Below are 21,276 nucleotides of genomic sequence, written 5' to 3' on the forward strand. Positions count from 1 at the left end.
GGCGCGTCTGACTTCTGTATCTGGTGTGCGCAAGTTGCGTCAGCCACGAGATATGGAAAAGGCCGCTCCGATTCGGTGCGACCTTTTCCACAGAAATCAGTAGCCTTGGGGGTAGAGTTTTCCTCAGGCTTTCTTGTTGGCGTCTTGCCAAGCGCGGGGATCGCGCAGGAATTTCTCTACCTCATCAAGGGTTTCGACGCTGAATGCCCCTTGAACGCGGGCCTCTTTCAGCACGTCCCACCATGTGCACAAGTAGTGAAGTGCGACACCATGATCGCCCAGCGTCTTGGTGGTTTCGGGGAAGATGTCGTAATAGAAGATCACGGCTGTGTGGCCGCAGGTCGCACCGGTGTCGCGGATCGCATCCACAAAGGAGAGCTTGGAGCCACCATCGGTGGTCAGGTCTTCGACCAAAAGCACCCGCTCGCCTTCGGACATTGCGCCCTCAATACGGGCGTTGCGGCCGTAGCCTTTGGGCTTTTTGCGCACATAGGTCATCGGCAGGGCGAGACGTTCGGCCACCAAGGCCGCGAAGGGAATGCCCGCGGTTTCGCCGCCGGCGATATTGTCAAAGGCCTCAAAGCCTGCATCCCGCATCACGGTGACGGCCATGAAATCCATCAGAGTGGAGCGAATGCGCGGGAAGGAGATCAGCTTGCGGCAGTCGATGTAGCTCGGCGAGGGCAGGCCGGAGGCCAGCGTGTAGGGCTCATCGGTGTTGAAGTTCACCGCGCCGATTTCCAACAGCATCCGGGCGGAGAGGCGGGCGATTTCTTCGGGTGAGGGGTAGGAGGAGGGGATCATGGCGTATCCTTCGAGAGCAGAGTGCCAGAGGCGCGGGCGGGAGCCTCCGGCGGGGATATTTATCGAGAAGATGAAGTCAGGCGACGGTCCAATGCACCGCAAAGCCTGGATCAAAGACGGTGACCGGGCCGTCCGGCGTGTCGATCTGTTCCGGGAACGCGACGGGCGCGTCCTGTTTCACCAGCGTGATCTGGCCGGGGTTTTCCGGCAGTCGGTAGAAGGCGGGACCGTTCTTGGAGGCAAAGCCTTCGAGCTGGTCCAGCGCGCCGTCTTCTTCAAACACATGGGCCAGCAGCGCCATGGTGTTGGTGGCGGTGAAACAGCCCGCACAGCCGCAGGCTTGCAGCTTGTTGGCGTCCGTATGCGGGGCTGAGTCGGTGCCGAGGAAGAACCGTGCATCGCCCGAGGTGGCGGCGGCGCGCAGGGCGATACGGTGTTCTTCGCGCTTGGCAACCGGCAGGCAGTAGTAATGCGGCTTAATGCCACCGACGAGGATATGGTTGCGGTTGATGATTAGGTGATGCGTGGTGATGGTTGCGCCCAGATCCTTATCCTGCGACCGCACGTAATCTGCAGCGTTCCGGGTGGTGATATGTTCCATCACCACACGCAAGCCCGGTGTCGCCTGACGGATTGGGTCCAGAACCCGGTCGATAAACACCGCCTCGCGATCAAAGATGTCGATGTCGGGGTCGGTGACCTCGCCATGGGTGCAGAGCGGCAGGCCGATTTCGGCCATCTTCTCCAGCACCGGACGCACCTTGTCGAAATCGCGCACGCCGGAAGCGGAGTTGGTGGTCGCCCCGGCGGGGTAGAGTTTGACCGCTTTCACCAGACCCGACGCATGGGCGGCGGCCACATCTTCCGGGTCGGTGTCCTCGGTGAGGTAGAGCGTCATCAGCGGATCGAACGTCATGTCGTCGGGCAGGGCGGACAGGATGCGGTCGCGATAAGCGCCAGCCTGTTCGCCGGTCACCACCGGCGGCACGAGGTTTGGCATGATGATGGCACGGCCAAAATGGCGCGCGGTTTCCGGCAGCACCGCGCGCAGCATTTCGCCGTCGCGCAGATGCAGATGCCAGTCGTCGGGGCGGGTGATCGTCAGGCTCTGGGTCATGGGGCAGGCGTTAGCACAGCCCCATGAGCTTGGGAAGGCGGGTTAGTGCCCGCTGTCGGTCTGGGGTTTTTCTGGTGGAAGCACCGGGCCGGGGGGCAGGCGAAATTCGCCGTCTGTCGCGCGCTGTTCCAGACCGCGCAGGCGGCGACGGAAACGTGGCAGGCGGCGGCGATCATTGACGTTTCTGCACAGGAGCACGTTCAGATAGGGGCGATCAAGATAATCGAGCCGGTTCAAAACATTACGCAGGTAGACATTATTGTCGCGCCGCGCCCGTGCGAGCCGGTGGAATGCGTTTGCGGTGAGCCGCCCACTGCCAGCAAGGGACATGATCCGATAGAGAATATCCATCTCGATCAGGCGGGTCTGGATCGCGTCTCCCATGCAAGGCAGCCGCAGACGCGTTACATTGGGGCGCGCATAAAGGGCCGCGTGCATCGCATCCAGAGACTGGTAGGGATCATAAAGCACAAAGGCCCTGTCAGCCGCGTCCAGCATATCCGGCGCGTAGCCGTAGCGGTCGGTAAAGGAGGTGCGGCGCATCTCGACAAAGCGGTCGTCCCATTCGGTCATACGCGGATCGAGCGTTGCTTGCGGCTGGATCGCCACTACCGTGGCACCGGGGGCCGCAACCGAAAACGCCGCCGCCGCGTAGCCGCAGGGACCTGCGCCATAGAAGACGACATTGTCGAATTCTTCAAAGAAACCATCGTCGATCAACTGATCGAAGAACCCGTAGATACGCGCCTCGCGAAACCAGGTGTCGCCATCCGAGATCACGCATAGATGCGACCAGCCCAAATTCTTGACCAGGTCAAACCCCAGTGGCTGGGCAGTTTCAGAAAAGCTCTCGATGCCCTGACGGCTCTCGAACGTCACCAGAAGCGTGTTGCCTTGATCGATGAATGTGGCGAAATGCCGGTCACCGAGCGGCTGATACATGCCGTTTTCCTCAGCCATCTCTGCCAGGCGGGCCTGCCATTCCGCAGGTTTTAATCCTGAAAGGTCCTGCTCGAGGATATCTGTGTCGTCTTGCATTTGCGCCACCTGCCACCCGTTTTTTCGGTCTTGCTCAGGGTAAGATCTAGGTGGAGATTGAGGCTAAATTTAGAAAAACCTTGGCCCAATTGTCGGCCATTGTTGCTGCAGTGGGGATAACTCCTGCTTATTCGGAGCTTTGTGTTGGCTCGTTGCCGGGCCCAGTTTCAGGGCTCTCGGTTGATTTTGGCTCTATGCGTACTGTGCGGCGCTGGCGCATGCCCAATGTGGCAAACCCGGCCAGAGTACGGCCTGTCACATCACTGATGGGGCGCGAGGGCGGTGTCATCATCAAACGACCAAAGAGCGCGCGGTAGGGCTCTTCGCGCATCAGTTCCATAAAGCGGTCCTTGCGCCACTGCACCGCGTGTTCATGCAATTTGCGCAGTCTGGCGTCCTCAAGAAGCATATCGAGGATCGCATCGCGTGCAGGGCGGTAGCGTGCGATTGTGGTGTCTTCATCGGTGTTGAAGTTGCGCTCCACCCAGTAGTCGATGTCCAGCAGATGGTCTGAATGGACTGCACGACCGCGATTGGCCTTCAGGATGTAGCTCTCCATTGCGCCAAGCGGGTAATGGTTGAGTTGCGCCAGCGCATAATTGTCCTGACCATAGTTGGAAAACACCCGCTTGGTTTTGAAATCGCCCATCAATTCGCGCCCGACGCAGTCAAACCAGCGAAACTGCTCCAGTGCGGTCTCGTCTTTGACATTGCGCGGGCGGTGGATGCCGATTTTGCGGTAGACGCCGGAATTGCGATAGAGCGTTTTGAACATGGAAGCACGCCATGGCCAGTGCATCACTGCAGGGGCCGCGCGGGTGAAGCGATCGGTGACACGTTCCCCCTGATAGCGGACCTGATCGGCATTGCCAAAAAGCCGCCATGTGAGGGTGATTGCATCGGCCTCCGGCAGGGCCTCCAACAGATCACTGATCTGCCCTTTGCCGGTGTGGATGTTCACAAATTCATCGACATCCAGCGCCATGATCCAATCGGCGCGTTTGGTCAGCCGGTGTTTATCGGCGCGTTTCATGGCGGTGAACTGGATGCCGCCCTTATCAAAGGGGCCGGTATTCTCAACATGTGCGAGATGGCCCATCTCGTCCAAGCGGTTCAGCATTTCCACCGTTTGGTCATCGCAATCGTTGGAAAAGACGAGGAAATCCGTGAACCCCACCGCCTTGTGATGGGCGAGCCATTCCAACAGATAGGCGGCCTCATTTCGGACGGTCAGAACGGCCAGCGTGCGCATCATCAGCTCTCCAGATCCAGCGAGAGCGCCCAAGCGACGCGTTCGGTTGCGGTAAGGTCGATCTCCAGAGCCTGACGGTAGAGCTCTTCGAACTCGGCGCGCTGGTGCAGCTCTGCCGCCTTGGCACGGTGCCACTCCAGCCCCGCCTGATGCAAATCGGACAGGGTTTTATCCTCCATCAGACGCGCCATTTCTGCCTGCATTCTGGGGAGGTTTCGCTGAATGGTGATGTCGCGATGGTCGTTCCAGTCCATGCGGATCCAGTAGTTCAGCCCGATGGAGCGATCCACATGCAGCGCCCGACCACGCTGGCGTTTTACCAGAAAACTCTCGGCAGAGCGCAGCGCGTAGTGGTTCAGTTGCAGCAGATCATAGCCGATGGATTTCTTGGAACTACGCCAGCCATTGTCTGCCACCTCCTGCGTCATGTCCTGACCGGAGCCATTGACCCATTTCACCTGCGCGCGTTTGTCTTCTTCCAGCTTGTTGGGCCGGTGGCAGGAGATTTTCTTATAGGCACCAATGGTTTTGAACATGGTTTTAAAGCCCCAGACCGTATGTGGCTTGGGACAGAATTTTGGCGCGCAATGATCGAACTGCGCGATCACAGGCCGGTTGCTGAGGGCGGTGACGCCGTTGTGGCCAAACAGCCGCCATGTCATCGCGACATTGGTGGCGTCCGGCACATGGTCAAAGAAATCATCCAGCGTCCCATTGCCACAGCGCACGTTCATGAACTCGTCGACGTCGATATGGATGACCCAGTCGGCCTGTTTGATCACCGGCTCTTTCAGCGCCTGATTGAGCGCATATTGCTGGGGGGAATTGCCTTTCCAGTTGTCATTGTTGCGATGCTGCAGGATGCCAAGGTCCTGCAGGCGGTCCAACAGCTCCGAAGTGCCGTCACTGCATCCATTGGTGTAGATCAGGAAATGATCGACACCGATCATGCGGTGATAGGCCACCCATTCGAGGATATAAGGTGCTTCATCTTTCATGCAGCCGACGATGACATTGCCGCTTTGTCCTTTTGAGAGCTTACGCGGCGCAACCTCAGTGTAGGGCGGCATCTGGGCGGTTTCATCCACCCGGCCAAGTTGGTCATGTGGCTTGAACGAAGATCCCTGCAACATTGCAAAATTCTTGAGCGCTAATGGAGGCATCAATCGGCGCGCCTTTGCGGAGGGTGCGGCACCCGCTGCGCTTTCTTGCGCCGCGCGAGCACTCCGGTGCGCCAGCAGATCGCCCTCGCGCGCGGCGCGCTCTTCCGCTGTTGCTTTCTCAATCCGGTGCAGAAAGGCCATAAGATATTGCGAGGCGCGAAATCCCATCTGCGGGTCAGTTTCTGCCCATTCCTCGGTCGAGGTCGCAACCTCGAAGGTGTGTTCTGACAACGCCTCATGCGCTGCATAAAGCGCGGCGTTCTGATCTGAAAAATACCGTGTCACAGCACCGAGCCGCGCTTCGTCAATGGGCGGGCCCTCCACATGGAGGTCTTGGATCATCTGCCGCCACAGCTTGCGCGGCAGGATATGGTTGCCCTGCGCCAGAAGCCTGAGCAGCAGCGCATTGAACTGGCGCCCACGGGTGAGCCATGCGGCAGGAACAGGTAGGCTGGGTTTTATAGCGGTTGCACGCCCGATTTGCCCCTCAATGCCAAAGGCCGCGCAGATCTCTTGGGTGATGTCCGCGCTGTCAAACTTTGCCGGGTCATAGCTGCGAAACGCAACCGAGCCCTCGCCAAAGACCTGCTCCCAATGGGCTTGAAGCGCCTGATAATCAAGCCAAAAGGGCGCACCTTGGGTTTCCTCAAACTGCCCCGCTTGTGGGTCCACCGGTGGCAGGGTGTCCAGTGCTGCATCCCACCAGCTGTCCTCGCGGGTTAGTTCCACCTCGCGGGCCAGCCCGGTGGCACGGCCTTCAAAGACCTGCTCGGCAAAGACATCTGCCAGCATGCGCGCCTGTGCATCCAGATGCGCAACAATGCGAATGTCATCAGAGAACGGCGTCAACAGCGCTTTCAGCCGCTCCAATTCGCTTTGGCGCGACAATTGTGTGCCGAGTTGGTGGGCGCTCAGGATCAGCGTATGGGGCGTGTGTTTGGCAATGTCCGCAGCGAGGCTTTCTAACAGTGTTTCGCGCAGATGCGCTTGTTTGGCTGTGCCGATGAAACCCCGATTATAGCGCAGCGGGTCGACATGGTCTGGATCGGTGACCGCCATAAACAGACGCGTGTGGTTCTTTGGTCCTGCGGCACGCGGTACCATCACGCCGCGCGCCAACAGTTGATCGCGTTTGTCCGCGAGCACCGCCTGCAGACGTTCAGAACCCGCCTTGTGCAGGCCGATATGAAGATAAATTCGCATCAACGCGCGCTATCCTGTTCTGCGCTGCCATCTTGTGCCGCGCGATCTTCGGGGTTGATGTTGGACTGTCCCCACCACGGTACCGGACGGCCCAAGAACCGCTCAAGCCGCAGCCGTGCGTCGGGGGCGGCAACGTCCAGTTCCAGATACAGCGGATCATTGCGGAACCAGTGGGCAAGGGCCTCATAATGGCCATCGATCCAGATCATCTGCTCATCGATCTCATGTCCGTATCCGACCGGGAGTCCGGGAACGGTGGAGAGCGGGATGCGAAGCTTGCCGAGGTTATTCCAGCGCATGATCGAGCGCGCCATGTGCTCTGTGTCACGCCGTGTCGCAATAAAACAGAGCTTGGGGTGAAGTTTTCGCAAGGCCAACAACAACGCATGATCGCATTGCGGCCAGACCGAATTCCCACCGTAGATAAAACTAATTTCGGTCAGCGCGTCATGGTCGTTCAACAGTGCCAGCGGGTCGCCGTATTTAAATAGTCCCTGATACATCAGATCGCCAACAAACACTCTGTCGGCCGGATCGTTGGGATCTTCGCGCGATTTTATCCGGTGGTCGGCAACAGAGAACCCCGCCTGCGTCAGCGCATGTTTCAGCGTGGTGGTTCCGGATTTCGGCAGCCCGAGGTTGATGATTTCAACGGTCATTGAACAGGTCTCACATCAATCCCAGCCGCAGCAGCATGTCTTCCTCTTGTGGCGGCAGCGGAGAGGCTTTTTGCAACTGCGCGCGCATCGCGCGATAGGCAGGCTGCGCCAGAAGCTCATCGCGCCGCGCCTTGTGACGGGCGACGCAGTCTGCATGAAGGCGGGCAATCTCCGGGTCGGATTTCATTTCATCCAATTCAGCTTGCAGCGCAGGCAGAAGCCGCAGGATAGAACGATCCTCCCAAGCAGGATCATTCCTCTCCCGCCAGTAGGTATCGTCAAAGGCGCGGTTCTCACGGTTCACATCGCCACGATCATTTTTGACCAGATAGCTGTCAAGCGCGCGCAGGGCGTAGTGATTGAGCGTTGCCAACTGTCGCGCGCCCTTGGCGGGGAACTTGCGAATGCGGCGTGGGTTGGCCGCGACCAGAAACTTCTGCGGCACTTGCCGTCCGCCGCCATCGCACCAGCGCGGGCGTATATCTGCGCCCTTCCTTATAAAGGGGCGATGCGCGCCATAATACCCCAATGGGAAATCCCTGCGGGTCAACGTCTTCACCTCGATCGCGCTTTCTCCGCACCAGATGTCGGGGTTATGGCAGCGGGTGAATTGATCAATGACCGGACGGTCAGAAAAACTCTCAACGCCACCATTGGCAAAAAACTGGAATGAAAGCGAAATCGCCTGTGGGTTCTGGCAGGCCTCAATCAGGGCAGGGATCGTGTGATCGCCCACATGGATGTTCAGGAACTCGTCCACATCCGCAATCCAAAGCCAATCGGCCTGCTGTACAATGGGCTGATGGGCGCAATCTTTCAGCGCCTCCATCTGATAGGCGCGCCCCTGTGCCGGGTTGGGCAGATGCACAACACGGCCACGCGCTGCCAGCGCATCCAAAAGCGCATCAGTGCCATCGGTGCAATCGTTGGAATAAAACAGGAAATCCGTCACGCCAATCAGGCGGTTATACGCGATCCATTCCAGCAGGAACGGGCCTTCGTTTTTGACGCAGGTCACCGCGGTGATGCGCATTGTCCTGTCCCTCTTTGTGGCCCACGCCCCAGATGAACGCGTGGATCGTGCCTCTTATCGCCTGCAGGGGTGTTTTCTCCCCACCCGTTCAGCCGGGGTCCTTGGCGCTGGTGTTGTCGCACCCTGCAGGCGGCGGCGTCAATCTGTCCGGCGTCAAAGCCCGCAATATGTTGCATCACCTCCGCGTTGAGGCTGCTTGACGCAAGGGGGGCGGCCATGGCCTCTTGGCAGAACCTGAACTAAGAGGCGCGCCGCATGACACAACAGGCAGAATTTCAGTCGATTGATGCCGTACAGACAGAGCTTGCACAGGTGGGATATATCTGTGGCAGAGCCCTGGCGACGGTAGTGTTTTTATCCGCCCGCCTCAATCGTCCGTTGTTCCTTGAAGGAGAGGCAGGTGTTGGCAAGACAGAGATTGCCAAGGCTCTCTCAGCTCTGACAGGGCGTTCCTTGATCCGGTTGCAATGCTATGAGGGGTTGGACGCGGCGAGCGCCGCCTATGAATGGAATTTCGCCGCGCAAATGGTGGCGATCCGCACCGCAGAGGCTACGGGCGATGCAGACCGTAAAGCACTGCAGGACGAACTCTTTTCAGAGGATTACCTGATTGCCCGCCCGCTGTTGCAAGCGATGCAACCAGACCCGCGCGGCGCACCGATCCTGCTGATTGACGAGCTTGATCGCACCGACGCGCCTTTCGAGGCGTTCCTGCTCGAAGTACTCTCTGATTTTCAGGTGACCATTCCAGAACTCGGCACCATCAAGGCGCTTGAGCCTCCGATGGTGATCCTGACGTCAAATCGCACCCGCGAGGTGCATGACGCCCTCAAACGCCGCTGTCTCTATCACTGGGTGGATTATCCTGATTTTGAACGCGAGCTTGAAATTCTGCACGCGCGGGTGCCGCAGGCAGCGCAGACCCTCAGCCGCGAGGTGGTGGCCTTTGTGCAGGCGTTGCGCACGGAGGATCTGTTCAAAAAACCGGGCGTGGCAGAAACCATTGACTGGGCCAACTGCCTGCTGGCGCTTGATGTTGTGAACCTAAGTCCCGAGACCATTGCCGATACCTTGGGGGCCTTGCTGAAATACCAAGATGACATCGCCCGCTTGCAAGGCTCCGAGGCCAAACGTCTGCTCGATCAGGCGCGGGCATCTCTGGAGGAGCGCTGATATGTCCTTTCGTCTTTTTTCAAATACCTTGGGGGTGTGGGGGCAACGCCCCCATAATGGGTGATGGCAGAGGTCCCGACCCTGAGTTTGCCGGAAAACCCTAAGCTGGTTGCAAATATCACCCATTTCGCGCGCGCTTTGCGCAAGGCGGGTCTGAATGTGGGCACCGGGCGCGTGATGGATGCTGTGAAGGCTGTGGCTGCCGTGGGCTTTACCTCTCGACGAGACTTCTACTGGACCTTGCACGCCTGTTTTGTCTCGCGTCCCGAAGAGCGCGCAGTGTTCGCGCAAGTGTTCCGGCTGTACTGGCGCGATCCGCGGTTTCTGGAGCATATGATGGCGGCGATGCTGCCCGCGATCCGAGGTGTCCAAGAAGAGCGCAGGGCAAAACCTGCGGAAAAACGTGCGGCGGAAGCTTTGCTGCAGGGACAATTGCCCGATGATCTGCCTCAGGATGCGCCCGAGGGCGAAGAGATCGAGATAGATGCGACCATGACGCTCTCGGCTGAAGAGCGGCTTAAAACGCTTGATTTCGAACAGATGAGCACGGATGAAATCGCAAAGGCGAAACGCATGCTCTCGCGTCTTACATTGCCGATCAAGCCTTTGAAAACGCGCCGCCATCTGCCGTCACCGCAAGGCGCGCGGGCGGATTGGCGGCGCACGATGCGCGGTGCCTGCCGCACGGGGGGCGAAATCCACCGGATCGCCCGGACGCGCCGGGCGGAGCGATTTCCAAACCTTGTTGTGCTTTGTGATATCTCGGGCTCCATGAGCCAATACAGCCGCATGGTGCTGCATTTTCTGCATGCTTTGACCAATGCACGAGAAGCCCATCGGCGCGGGCGCTGGGCGCAGGTTCATGGGTTTACCTTTGGCACCCGGCTGACCAACATTACCCGCCACTTGCGCCAACGCGATGTAGATGCGGCCCTTGCCGCTGCAGGCGCTGAGGCGCAGGATTGGCAGGGTGGCACCCGGATTGGAGCCTGCTTGCATGCGTTCAACCGCGACTGGTCACGCCGGGTAATGGGGCAGGGTGCTGTGGTGGTGTTGGTTTCGGATGGGCTTGACCGGGAGCACCCGGTGGATTTGGCGCGCGAGATGCAGCGTTTGCAGCGCTCTGCCAGACGGCTGATATGGCTCAACCCGCTCTTGCGGTGGGATGGTTTTGCACCACGGGCGCAGGGCATTCAGGCGATGCTGCCCCATGTGGACAGTTTCCGGGCAGGTCACAACATTGCCTCGCTTGAGGATCTTGCAAGTGTGCTCTCTCGGCCTGAGGATACAGGAGAGAAGGCGCGTCTTATGGCATTGATGCAAAGCACAGAGGCTCAAGAGTTTCTGAGTTGAAGCGATTTATCCTTGAACTTCTGACCTTTAGAACCATGATTTAAAACACATTCAGGCACCGGGATTTCTGAGATGACATCTGGCACCAACACCGACAGCGAACCTGCACCGCAGTCCCGTTTCGACAATGCACCTGAGCTTGCACTGGCGTGGCACCGCGCAGGGATTGGTGCGGTGCTGTGTACCGTGGTGCAGACGTGGGGATCTGCCCCACGACGCACGGGATCACAACTGGTGGTTGGCGGAGATGGTCGCGTCGAGGGATCCGTCTCGGGGGGCTGCGTCGAAGGTGCGGTCATCATGGAAGCGCAGGAGGCGCTGGAGCGGGGCAGCCATAAGTTACTGGAATTTGGCGTCAGCGATGGTGACGCCTTTGCCGTGGGGCTGGCCTGCGGCGGCACCATCAAGGTCTTGCTCGAACCCATTGGTCACACCTTGACTGAGGACACGCTGGAGGCTTTGGTTCTGGCGCGCACTGAGCGCCGCCCACTGGCCTATGAGGTGAACCTCGCGAGCGGACAGGGCCATTTGGTCAATGCCGCATCCTACCCGGAGCGCATGCGGATGGATCGCTCTGGGGTTGAAGATGATGGGGAGACCTTTGTGGCGATCCACAACCCGCCTTTGCGGGTGATCGTGGTGGGGGCGGTGCATATTGCGCAAGCATTGGTGCCGATGGCGCGGATTGCGGGCTATGATCCCATTATCATTGAGCCGCGCGCAGCCTTTGGCACTGCCGAGCGGTTTCCGGGCGAACATATCGTGGATGATTGGCCGGATGACGCGGTGGAGCGCCTTGGACTGGACACCCGCACTGCTTTGGTGTTGCTCACGCATGATCCAAAGCTCGACGATCCGGCCCTGATGGCGGCCTTGCGAGCAGAGTGTTTCTACATCGGCGCGTTGGGGTCTAAACGCACCCACGGGCAGCGGCACCAACGCATGATTGCCGCTGGTTTTATGCAAGAGGACATTGCCCGTATCCATGGCCCAATCGGACTTGATATCGGTGCAGCAAGCCCGGCGGAAATTGCGGTGTCCATCCTTGCCGAGATGACGGCGGTGCTGCGGGGCAAAGCGGCATGAAATTCGGGCCGGTTCCGGTGCGCGACGCTCTTGGCGCGATTGCGGCGCATTCAATCCGGGCCACCGCGCGCCCCTACGCGTCGCAACTGGACTATAAGATTGCCAAGGGCACGCAACTGACCGCAGATCATATCGAAGATCTGATCGAGGAAGGTCATAGCGAGATTGTCGTAGCGCGGCTTGAACCCGGCGACGTGCACGAGAACGACGCGGCCCTGCGTTTGGCGCAGGCGCTGGTGCCGGACGCGGACGGACAAGGATTGCGCATATCGGGTGCGGGCGCTGGACGCGTCAATCTATATGCGCTGAACTCTGGCGTGTTGCAGTTGGATGCCAGCCAGATCGCGGCGGTGAATGCGATCGATCCGATGATCACCGTGGCGACAGTGCCAGATTATCACCGGGTTGATGCAGATGGCATGGTCGCGACGATCAAGATTATCTCATATGCGGTGCCTGAAACGTATCTGGACCAAGCGACGGCTGCGGCGACGGCTGCGCTCCGCGTGCGATCTCCGGTTTATTCATCGGCTACGTTGATTGAAACACGGGTTACACAAGAGATACCGTCCGGCAAAGGGCGCGCTGCGATGGCGGGGCGTCTGGAACGGATGGGTATGATGCTGAGCCCACGCGTGGTGATCCCGCATCATACCGCAGAGATTGCCACCGCACTGAAGGACGCGCCGGGCGAGGTTTTGTTTGTCCTCACCGGCTCTGCGACATCCGATCCTATGGATGTAGCACCAGAGGCGCTGCGCCTGGCAGGGGGCGTGGTTACACGATTTGGGATGCCGGTTGATCCGGGCAACCTGCTGTTTCTCGGCCATCTTGGCGAGAAACCCGTGATCGGCCTGCCCGGATGTGCACGCTCACCCGCGCTCAACGGGGCGGATTGGGTGCTGGAACGGGTGGTCTGCGGCATAGATGTGACGTCGGCGGATATTGCGATGATGGGTGTTGGCGGTCTGTTGAAGGAAATCCCGACCCGGCCGCGGCCACGGCGGGATGGGGAGTAACACCAAGGACCGTGCCTGACTTTGCAGAGGCGGGGCGAGGCAAGAAGCGCCTTCCCGGAGCGAAGGTCAGGCGTTGTCCGACCTCTCGGTCGGACGAAGCATGCAAATCCGCAATCTCCTTCGCCCTCCCTTGCCGCATAAAATCCTCGCGCCATCTTCTGACCCGTGATTAACTGATCTCAGCCAGACAAAGAATTTCAAGCTAGGGAGGAATTTATGACGAAGGTCTCGATGACCGTGAATGGCACCCCCATGTCCGGGGATGTCGAAGGTCGTACATTACTTGTGTCATTTCTGCGGGATCAGCAGGGGCTCACCGGCACCCATGTGGGCTGCGACACCAGCCAATGCGGAGCCTGTGTTGTCCATGTGGACGGCAAGGCGGTGAAATCCTGCACCATGCTGGCGCTTGAGGCCGAAGGGAAGGAGGTTGCCACCATCGAGGGGCAGGCGGCTCCTGACGGCACACTCAACGCGATTCAGGCGGCGTTTCAGGAACACCACGGGCTTCAGTGCGGATTTTGCACGCCCGGCATGGTGATGTCGGCAGCGGCATTGCTGAAGGAGAACCCAAAACCTTCCGAGGCCGATATCCGCCATTATCTGGAGGGCAACCTCTGCCGTTGCACCGGCTACCACAATATCGTCAAGGCGATCATGGCAGCCTCCGGTCAGGATGTCTCTGCCATCGCAGCGGAGTGAGCCAAATTCGCATCAAAAATGAGGATTATCCGTGAAATAGCGTATTGGGTCCTGCTCGTAGGACTCGGAATTGGAACCCAGCAATTTTGGACAGGCTTTGTCATGACGCGCATAGATTATGCGTCTCATCATCAGCAGTCCTTAGAGTTGGTGGGAAAAGCTCTGATGGTAATCGTCATTTTGGCCATTGGATCATGTACGCGCAGAAATCCGAAAAACAGGCCAGACCAAGATGCATCTAACAACTGAACTTTGTCGTTCACAGGGAAGAGGAGCCCGGTGAGACGATAAAAGTCCTCAAGGGAGGAAGTCAGAATGCCTAAAGATATTGACGCCAAGGAGAGCGGCATCGGTGCCGCCACCAAACGGCGCGAAGACATCAGGTTCCTGACGGGAACCGGCAATTATACCGACGACATTCATGTAAACGGTCAGGCCTATGTGCATTTCCTGCGCTCGGATGTGGCGCATGGGCGGATCACTTCGCTTGATACCGCGGCGGCTTCGGCGATGCCTGGCGTGCTGCGAGTGTTCACCGGCGCGGATTTCGAAGGCGTTGGTGGGCTGCCCTGCGGCTGGCAAGTCACCGACCGCTTTGGCGAGGTGATGCAGGAACCGGCGCATCCGGTGCTGGCGCAGGGTAAGGTGCGCCATGTGGGCGATCCCATCGCCGCCGTGGTGGCCGAGAGCGCCGAATTGGCCCGCGATGCCGCCGAGGCGATCGAGCTGGAGATCGACGAGCTGCCCGCCGTGATCGACATGAAGGCGGCGCTGCAGGACGGCGCGCCGAAGGTGCATGACGATCTGACCTCCAACCTCTGCTATGACTGGGGCTTTGTGGAGGAAAACAAGGAGGCGGTCGCCAAGGCCTTTGACGCCGCCGCCCATGTCACCACGCTGGAGCTGGTCAACAACCGTCTGGTCGCCAACCCGATGGAGCCGCGCGTGGCGGTGGGGGATTTCAACCGCGCCACCGGCGAGAGCACACTTTATACCACCAGCCAGAACCCGCATGTGATCCGGCTTTTGATGGGGGCCTTTGTGCTTGGCATCCCGGAGCATAAATTGCGCGTGGTGGCACCCGATGTGGGGGGCGGCTTTGGCTCCAAGATCTTCCACTACGCGGAAGAGGCGTTCTGCACCTTTGCCGCCAAGGCGCTCAATCGTGCAGTAAAATGGACCTCCTCGCGGTCCGAGGCCTTTATGTCCGACGCCCATGGCCGCGATCATGTGACCAAGATCGAACTGGCGCTGGATGCAGACAACAACTTCACCGCGCTGCGCACGGAAACTTACGCCAATATGGGGGCGTATCTGTCGACCTTCGCGCCCTCGGTGCCCACCTGGCTGCACGGCACGCTGATGGCCGGCAATTACAAGACGCCGCTGATCTATGTGAACGTCAAGGCGGTGTTCACCAATACGGTGCCTGTCGATGCCTATCGCGGCGCTGGGCGGCCAGAGGCGACCTTCCAGCTGGAACGTGTCATCGACAAGGCGGCGCGAGAGCTGGATGTCGACCCCATAGCGCTCCGGCGGCAGAACTTTGTCACCGAGTTCCCCTATGCCACGCCTGTGGCGGTGGAATATGACACCGGCGACTATGTAGCGACGATGGATAAGCTCGAAGAGATCGCGGATATTGCAGGCTTTGCCGCGCGTCGCGCCGAGAGCGAGAAATCCGGTAAGCTGCGCGGTCTGGGTGTGAACTGCTATATCGAGGCCTGCGGCATCGCGCCCTCGAACCTCGTCGGACAATTGGGCGCCCGCGCGGGCCTCTATGAGAGCGCCACGGTACGCGTCAACGCCACCGGCGGCATCGTGGTGATGACCGGCAGCCACAGCCACGGGCAGGGGCATGAGACGTCCTTTCCGCAGGTGATCGCCGAGATGATCGGCATCCCCGAGGATATGGTAGAGATTGAACACGGTGATACCGCCAATACGCCGATGGGCATGGGCACCTATGGCTCGCGCTCCCTTGCGGTGGGCGGCTCTGCCATGGTGCGGGCAACAGAGAAGATCATTTCGAAGGCCAAGAAGATCGCCGCCCATCTGATGGAGGCCGCGGATGCCGATATCGAGCTGAAGGACGGCAAGTTTTCGGTTGTGGGCACGGATAAATCCGTGGCTTGGGGAGATGTGACGCTCGCCGCCTATGTGCCGCATAACTACCCGCTGGAGGAGATCGAGCCGGGGCTGGAGGAGACGGCGTTTTACGATCCGGCCAATTTCACTTACCCGGCGGGGGCCTATGCCTGCGAGGTTGAGGTTGATCCCGATACCGGCAAGGTCACCATTGAACGCTTTGCCGCCGCCGATGACTTTGGCAATATCGTCAATCCGATGATCGTCGACGGTCAGGTGCATGGCGGTTTGGGGCAGGGGATCGGTCAGGCGCTTTTAGAGGGCTGTGTTTATGACGAAGATGGTCAGCTCTTGTCCGCGAGTTTCATGGACTACGCCATGCCACGCGCCGACGATGTGCCGTTCTATCAGGTGGATCATTCCTGTCAGACGCCCTGCACCCACAATCCGTTGGGGGTGAAGGGCTGTGGCGAGGCCGGGGCCATCGGCTCGCCGCCAGCAGTCGTCAATGCGGTGGTGGATGCGCTGCGCTCCGCTGGCAAGGATGTGACCCATATCGACATGCCGCTGACCCCCGCGCGGGTCTGGGCGGCGATGCAAGGTTGAGACGGCGGAGCGGGGGCCAGCCCCCGCACCCCCGGGATATTTATGAGAAGATGAAGGAGCCCAAGGGCGATCCTTCGGAAAGGAAGAGCGATGTATGAGTTTGAATTCGCGCGACCATCGAGTGTCGCGGAGGCCGTCGCGGCGCTGCGCGAAGAGGATGCGCAGGCGCTGGGCGGCGGGCAGACTTTGATCCCGACGCTGAAGCAACGTCTGGCGATGCCGACGACCTTGGTGAGTCTGGGCGGCATCTCTGAGTTGAAAGGTATTTCTGCCTCGGGGCGTGAGGTGGTTGTGAAAGGTGGCACCACCCATACTGAGGTTGCGGAAGGTGCGAGCGCCTATCCGGCACTGGCCGCGCTGGCCGGGCAGATTGGTGATCCAGCGGTGCGCAATCGGGGCACCATCGGCGGATCTTTGGCCAATAACGACCCCGCCGCCTGCTACCCGGCGGCGGCGCTGGCGTCGGGCGCAACCATTGTGACCAATGCCCGCGAGATTGCAGCGGATGACTATTTCCAAGGTATGTTCACCACCGCGCTGGAGGAAGGTGAGATCATCACCGCCGTCAAATTTCCGGTGCCGGAGGTGGCGAACTACCAGAAGTTCCTGCAACCGGCGTCGCGCTTTGCCATGGTTGGCGTTTTTGTCGCCAAACTTGCGGATGGTGTGCGGGTGGCGGTTACAGGTGCGTCTGAGGAGGGCGTGTTCCGCTGGGCGGAGGCCGAAGCGGCGCTGTCGGCCAATTTCAACGCCGATGCGATATCCGGCCTGACCGTTGAAGCTGAGGGCATGATCGGTGACATCCATGGCACCAAAGAGTATCGCGCGCATCTGGTCGGAGTGATGACCAAGCGGGCGGTGACTGCGGCGGGCTAACCCCACCGCAGCAGTTTTGGAAAAAATAAAAAAGCCTCCCCCAAAATCTCGGGGGAGGCTTTTTATTCGGGTTTTCGTTCAACCGGCTCAAGAGCGGTCGATGCGCATTACTTCGTCGGAAGCGGGCCGATCATCATGATCATCTGACGACCTTCCATCTTTGGCATATTCTCGACCTTGCCGAGTTCCTTGATGTCTTCGGCCACGCGCTGCAGCAGTTCACGACCAAGGTTCTGGTGTGCCATTTCGCGGCCACGAAAGCGCAGGGTGACTTTCACCTTGTCGCCGTTTTCCAGAAACTTGATCACGTTGCGCATCTTCACGTCATAGTCGTGGGTATCCGTGTTGGGACGGAACTTGACCTCTTTGACCTCGATGATCTTCTGCTTCTTGCGCGCTTCGCTTTCGCGTTTTTGCTGTTCATACTTGAACTTACCGAAGTCCATGATCTTGCAGACCGGGGGCGTGGCATTGGGCGAGATCTCAACAAGGTCGAGACCAGCCTCTTCGGCCATCTGCATCGCCTTTGCGGGATGCACAACGCCTACGTTTTCGCCTTCTGCACCGATCAGGCGGATTTCGGGAGCGCGGATTTTGTCGTTTACGCGCGGGCCAGTGTCACGGGTCGGCGGCGCGTTATGAGGTCTGCGAGCTATGGGTTCTATCCTTTGATAATTGCAGAAATTTGAGCCGGGAATTTAATCGGTGTCTCACAGTCTTGCAAGCCGGAAACACAAGGGTTTTTGCGATTGGCAAGAGATTTCACGCATAAGCCGGATGTGCTGGCAAAGCATGGCCGAGGGGAGCGTGTGCAAGGACTTCCCCCTTGTTGTATCCGTCAATTAAGCAGAAGTACATCTGCAATCCGTCCCACGTCGGGACGTTAGCATGGAAGGATATTGCCATGAAAATCGCAGGAGTGGGCGCAGCAATTGGTTTGGTCGTGGTTGCAGGTGCCGTGTGGTATTTGAACCAGCCAGACGAACAGGCCGTGACTGACACACCGGCTGAGGTTGCAAATGAGGCAGCGCCTGTCGTTGCTGAAGAGACCGAAGCGGCTGAAGTCGAAACCGGTGAGGCCGAGGCCACCGATTTGCAAGAACAGGCCGAGGCGGCAGCAGAAGAAGCAGCCACCACGGTTGAGGAAACGGCACAAGCCGTTGCCGACCAGGCTTCTGAGGCAGTTCAGAGCGCGACAGAGGCCGCCTCTGACGCGGCAGGAAATCTTGTGGATGGCGCGACTGAAACCGTCGAGGCGGCCCAAGAACAGGCCACCGCAGCGGTTGAAGCAGCACAGGAAGGCGCTGCAACAGCCGTGGAAGGCGCCGCCGCCGCAGTTGAGGCTGCACAAGAGGGGGCAGCCAGTGCTGTAGAGGCCGCTCAGACAACAGCGTCTGACGCGGTGAACGCTGTGACCGAAGGGGCGAGCGATCTGGCCACTGAGGCGCAGACTGAGACGCAAGATGCCGCGCAAGCTACGGCAGATGCGGTCACAGAGGCCGTCACGCCGGAGACCACAGCAGAGGCCACCGCAGAGGCAGAAGCTGCAACGCCTTCGGAGCTTTTGACGCCCGAAGGGTTCAACTACGACCGCGTGATCGAACTGATTGATGGCTCGGAACTGGACCCGCTGAAAAAGACCGCCGTGAAATCGGCGATCACTCAGGCGCGCGACAATCCAGAGCTCTTGAAATCAGCCCTGCAGGCAGCGCGTTCCGCACTGGGTCTCTGAGATTTAGGTCTTAGGACAGAGCACACAATGAGACGCCCCGAGAGACGCCCCGAGTTTTCGGGGCGTTTTTTTGTGTGGGTGTCAGGGTCGGACTTGCAAAAGAAAAACGCCCCCGCAATTGATCTGCGAAGGCGTTTCAAATTCAACTCGAGTGATCAGTAATCAGTCGAGGAAGGCTTTTTCCACCACGAAATGCGCAGGTTTGGAATTCGCGCCTTCTTCCAGACCGTAGGTGTTCTCAAAGAGATCCTTGAGTTCGAGGTTGAAGGCAAGGTTGCCGCAGATCATCGCACGGTCGCTTTCCGGGTTCAGCGGCGGCACGCCCAGATCCTCAAACGCCTCGCCCGAGCGCATCAGGTCGGTGATGCGGCCCATTTTGGCGCTCTCTTCGCGGGTGGTGGTGGGGTAGTATTTGATCTTCTTCCAGAAGCCCTCGCCGATCACCTCATTCAGGAGCTCGTCGTCCTTGAGGCTCTCGATCAGCTCCCGGCCATAGGTCAGCTCACCGGCCTCGCGGCAGGTGTGGGTGATGATGACCTCGTCGAATTTCTCGTAGGTTTCCGGCTCGCGCAGCAGCGAGGCAAAAGGCGCAAAGCCGGTGCCGGTGGCAAAGAACCAGATCCGCTTGCCGGGGACCAGCGCATCATGCACCAGGGTGCCGACGGGTTTGGGGCGTAGGATGATTTCGTCACCGACCTTAATGTGCTGAAGCTTCGAGGTCAGTGGGCCGTCCTGCACCTTGATCGAATAGAACTCCATTTCCTCATCCCAAGAGGGCGATGCGATGGAATAGGCGCGCAGCAAGGGCTTTACCTTGCCCGTCTTTGGGTCGGGGTCATTCATCAGGCCAATCATCACGAATTCGCCTGAGCGAAAGCGCAAGGATGCAGGCCGCGTGCAGCGGAAGGAAAACAGCCGGTCGGTCCAGTGCTTGACCTCCGTTACGGTCTGGGCGTCGGGCAGGGCGGGTTTGGCCTTTGCAGGCGCGGCAGCTTCGGTCACAGGCTCACTCACGGGCGAAATCTCGTTCATCATGTCTCTGCCAGCGGGGATAGGCCGGCACCTCTGATTAGTCTTTGATCCAAGTCAGGGGAACCCCCTCTGCGGCAATCTTGCGCAGGGTGTCGTTCCCACTGGTCCAGCATAAGGGTGGACCGGGAACGGCGCGGGGCCTGACGGCGATGTCGTGGGGCTGGCTTAGCGCGCGGCGTTCGATTGCGCGCGCAGGCGGGCCTGATAGTTGTGGCTTTGCCAATTGGCACGGAACAACCACTCGCCTTCGGGCTGGCGGGTGGCGAGATCGTCGGAAATCTCCACCTCGTCAAAGCCAACCCGGCGCGCCATTGCGTATTGATCCGAGATCACATGGCCATGCGCGCGCAGGCGTCCCTGATATCCCATCAGGCGCAGCATCCGTGCAATGGTAAATCCGCGTCCGTCGGCAAAAGAAGGGAAATCCACTCGGATCATCTCTATGCCGTCCAGTTGGCCTTTTAGGGTGGCAGGATCCGTGTCAGACGCCAGATCGAGCACATTTGCGCCCTCAAAGCCGCCGGTCCAGTCGTCATGGGCAAAGCCCGCGTCGGTTACGATAACGCTCATATCATTCAAGCTCCTGTACGGACGAATTTGCCATCCACTACGTGAATGCCGCACTCGACTTTGTTCTGGTTGCGCCAGCGGCCAGCGCGGGGGTCTTCGCCTTCTGCGACCGGGCTGGTGCAGGGGGCACAACCGATCGAGGGATAGCCCTTTGCCACCAGCGGGTGCCGGGGCAGGCGGTTTTCATCCATATAGGCGCGCACATCCTCGGGCGCCCAATGGGCCAGCGGATTGATCTTCATCCGCCCCGTTCCGTCCTCGACCTCAAAGAAATCAAGCGCGGCGCGGGTGCCGGATTGGAACCGCTTGCGACCGGTGATCCAGCCGTCATAGCCCGCCAGCGCCTTTTGCAGCGGGATGGTTTTGCGCAGGGTGCAGCAGGCATCGGTGTCGGAAAACCTGAGCGCGCCATAGGGGTCTTTTTCGGCGATATCATCGGCTTTGATGACGCGCACGTTCTTTAGCCCCAGACGCTCGCTCACCTCCTGTTGGTAAACCAGCGTTTCGGTGAACAAGAGTTCTGTGTCCACAAACAACACTGGCACCATCGGGTCGATGACGGCGGCCATATGCAAAAGCACGACCGATTCTGCGCCAAAGGAGGACACCAGCGCGATGTTTCCAGCATCACGCAAAGCGCCTTCCATCACTGAGGTGGCCGAGTGGTGTTTGAAGCGGGCATTGAGCGCGGCCACTTGTTCGGCCAGGGCCTCCTCGCTGCGCGGGGCAGCGGGGTGACCATGGATGTCATGGTCGATGCGGGTCATGGC

At 59.5% G+C, this 21,276-nt stretch carries 19 protein-coding genes; 8 read left to right on the top strand and 11 right to left on the bottom strand.

The window, feature by feature from the left end:
• Positions 1-123: 123 nt before the first annotated feature.
• The 7 genes from QNI81_RS05050 to QNI81_RS05080 all read right to left on the bottom strand — a co-directional run bounded on the left by QNI81_RS05050 (position 124) and on the right by QNI81_RS05080 (position 8,269).
• A complete protein-coding gene (locus QNI81_RS05050; RefSeq protein ID WP_040643227.1) occupies positions 124-804 on the bottom strand; it encodes an orotate phosphoribosyltransferase in 681 nt (226 codons plus the stop codon).
• A 76-nt stretch (positions 805-880) separates the two neighbouring features.
• Positions 881-1,921, bottom strand: a complete 1,041-nt coding sequence (gene pyrC, locus QNI81_RS05055; protein WP_283967574.1) for a dihydroorotase — start codon at positions 1,919-1,921, stop codon at positions 881-883.
• 42 nt (positions 1,922-1,963) lie between these two features.
• Complete coding sequence (locus QNI81_RS05060) at positions 1,964-2,959, bottom strand: phosphoadenosine phosphosulfate reductase (RefSeq protein WP_126136779.1); 996 nt, start codon at positions 2,957-2,959, stop codon at positions 1,964-1,966.
• A 127-nt stretch (positions 2,960-3,086) separates the two neighbouring features.
• Entirely contained in the window at positions 3,087-4,211 is a 1,125-nt protein-coding gene (locus QNI81_RS05065; RefSeq protein ID WP_283967865.1) for a glycosyltransferase family 2 protein, read from the bottom strand.
• 2 nt (positions 4,212-4,213) lie between these two features.
• Entirely contained in the window at positions 4,214-6,577 is a 2,364-nt protein-coding gene (locus QNI81_RS05070; RefSeq protein WP_283967575.1) for a glycosyltransferase family 2 protein, read from the bottom strand.
• On the bottom strand, positions 6,577-7,236 hold the full coding sequence (locus QNI81_RS05075) for a sulfotransferase (protein WP_009177269.1): 660 nt from the start codon (positions 7,234-7,236) through the stop codon (positions 6,577-6,579). The genes QNI81_RS05070 and QNI81_RS05075 overlap by 1 nt, the downstream gene beginning before the upstream one ends.
• Before the next feature lie 10 nt (positions 7,237-7,246).
• Positions 7,247-8,269 (bottom strand): glycosyltransferase family 2 protein, encoded by a 1,023-nt coding sequence (locus QNI81_RS05080; protein ID WP_283967576.1) that lies wholly within the window; start codon positions 8,267-8,269, stop codon positions 7,247-7,249.
• Between the two features lie 255 nt (positions 8,270-8,524).
• Here QNI81_RS05080 and QNI81_RS05085 point away from each other — a divergent pair, with 255 nt between their 5' ends.
• The 7 genes from QNI81_RS05085 to QNI81_RS05115 all read left to right on the top strand — a co-directional run bounded on the left by QNI81_RS05085 (position 8,525) and on the right by QNI81_RS05115 (position 17,172).
• Entirely contained in the window at positions 8,525-9,442 is a 918-nt protein-coding gene (locus QNI81_RS05085) for an AAA family ATPase (RefSeq protein ID WP_283967577.1), read from the top strand.
• A gap of 63 nt (positions 9,443-9,505) precedes the next feature.
• Positions 9,506-10,795 carry a vWA domain-containing protein gene (locus QNI81_RS05090; protein ID WP_283967578.1) on the top strand — a complete coding sequence of 430 codons (1,290 nt, stop codon included), beginning with the start codon at positions 9,506-9,508 and terminating at the stop codon, positions 10,793-10,795.
• 72 nt (positions 10,796-10,867) lie between these two features.
• Positions 10,868-11,881, top strand: a complete 1,014-nt coding sequence (locus QNI81_RS05095; RefSeq protein WP_283967579.1) for an XdhC family protein — start codon at positions 10,868-10,870, stop codon at positions 11,879-11,881.
• A complete protein-coding gene (locus QNI81_RS05100; RefSeq protein WP_283967580.1) occupies positions 11,878-12,900 on the top strand; it encodes a molybdopterin-binding protein in 1,023 nt (340 codons plus the stop codon). The genes QNI81_RS05095 and QNI81_RS05100 overlap by 4 nt, the downstream gene beginning before the upstream one ends.
• 216 nt (positions 12,901-13,116) lie before the next feature.
• Complete coding sequence (locus QNI81_RS05105; protein ID WP_283967581.1) at positions 13,117-13,602, top strand: (2Fe-2S)-binding protein; 486 nt, start codon at positions 13,117-13,119, stop codon at positions 13,600-13,602.
• A gap of 315 nt (positions 13,603-13,917) precedes the next feature.
• Positions 13,918-16,296 carry a xanthine dehydrogenase family protein molybdopterin-binding subunit gene (locus QNI81_RS05110; protein ID WP_283967582.1) on the top strand — a complete coding sequence of 793 codons (2,379 nt, stop codon included), beginning with the start codon at positions 13,918-13,920 and terminating at the stop codon, positions 16,294-16,296.
• A gap of 90 nt (positions 16,297-16,386) precedes the next feature.
• The gene (locus QNI81_RS05115; RefSeq protein WP_283967583.1) at positions 16,387-17,172 is read left to right on the top strand and encodes an FAD binding domain-containing protein; all 786 of its coding nucleotides are present in this window, start codon (positions 16,387-16,389) and stop codon (positions 17,170-17,172) included.
• Between the two features lie 107 nt (positions 17,173-17,279).
• Here QNI81_RS05115 and infC read toward each other — a convergent pair whose 3' ends face one another.
• On the bottom strand, positions 17,280-17,870 hold the full coding sequence (infC, locus tag QNI81_RS05120) for a translation initiation factor IF-3 (protein WP_074712547.1): 591 nt from the start codon (positions 17,868-17,870) through the stop codon (positions 17,280-17,282).
• 206 nt (positions 17,871-18,076) lie between these two features.
• Between infC and QNI81_RS05125 the strand changes: the two genes are divergently transcribed.
• On the top strand, positions 18,077-18,904 hold the full coding sequence (locus QNI81_RS05125; RefSeq protein ID WP_283967584.1) for a hypothetical protein: 828 nt from the start codon (positions 18,077-18,079) through the stop codon (positions 18,902-18,904).
• A 162-nt stretch (positions 18,905-19,066) separates the two neighbouring features.
• Here the strand turns inward: QNI81_RS05125 and QNI81_RS05130 are convergent, their stop codons facing one another.
• The 3 genes from QNI81_RS05130 to QNI81_RS05140 form a co-directional block, all read right to left on the bottom strand.
• Positions 19,067-19,939 (bottom strand): ferredoxin--NADP reductase, encoded by an 873-nt coding sequence (locus QNI81_RS05130; protein ID WP_502999209.1) that lies wholly within the window; start codon positions 19,937-19,939, stop codon positions 19,067-19,069.
• 162 nt (positions 19,940-20,101) lie between these two features.
• Positions 20,102-20,506, bottom strand: a complete 405-nt coding sequence (locus QNI81_RS05135; RefSeq protein WP_283967585.1) for a DUF934 domain-containing protein — start codon at positions 20,504-20,506, stop codon at positions 20,102-20,104.
• 5 nt (positions 20,507-20,511) lie between these two features.
• Positions 20,512-21,273, bottom strand: a complete 762-nt coding sequence (locus QNI81_RS05140) for a phosphoadenylyl-sulfate reductase (RefSeq protein WP_065322039.1) — start codon at positions 21,271-21,273, stop codon at positions 20,512-20,514.
• Positions 21,274-21,276: the final 3 nt, after the last annotated feature.

It is taken from the genome of Tritonibacter sp. AK171, from assembly GCF_030127025.1.
Lineage (GTDB): Bacteria > Pseudomonadota > Alphaproteobacteria > Rhodobacterales > Rhodobacteraceae > Epibacterium > Epibacterium mobile.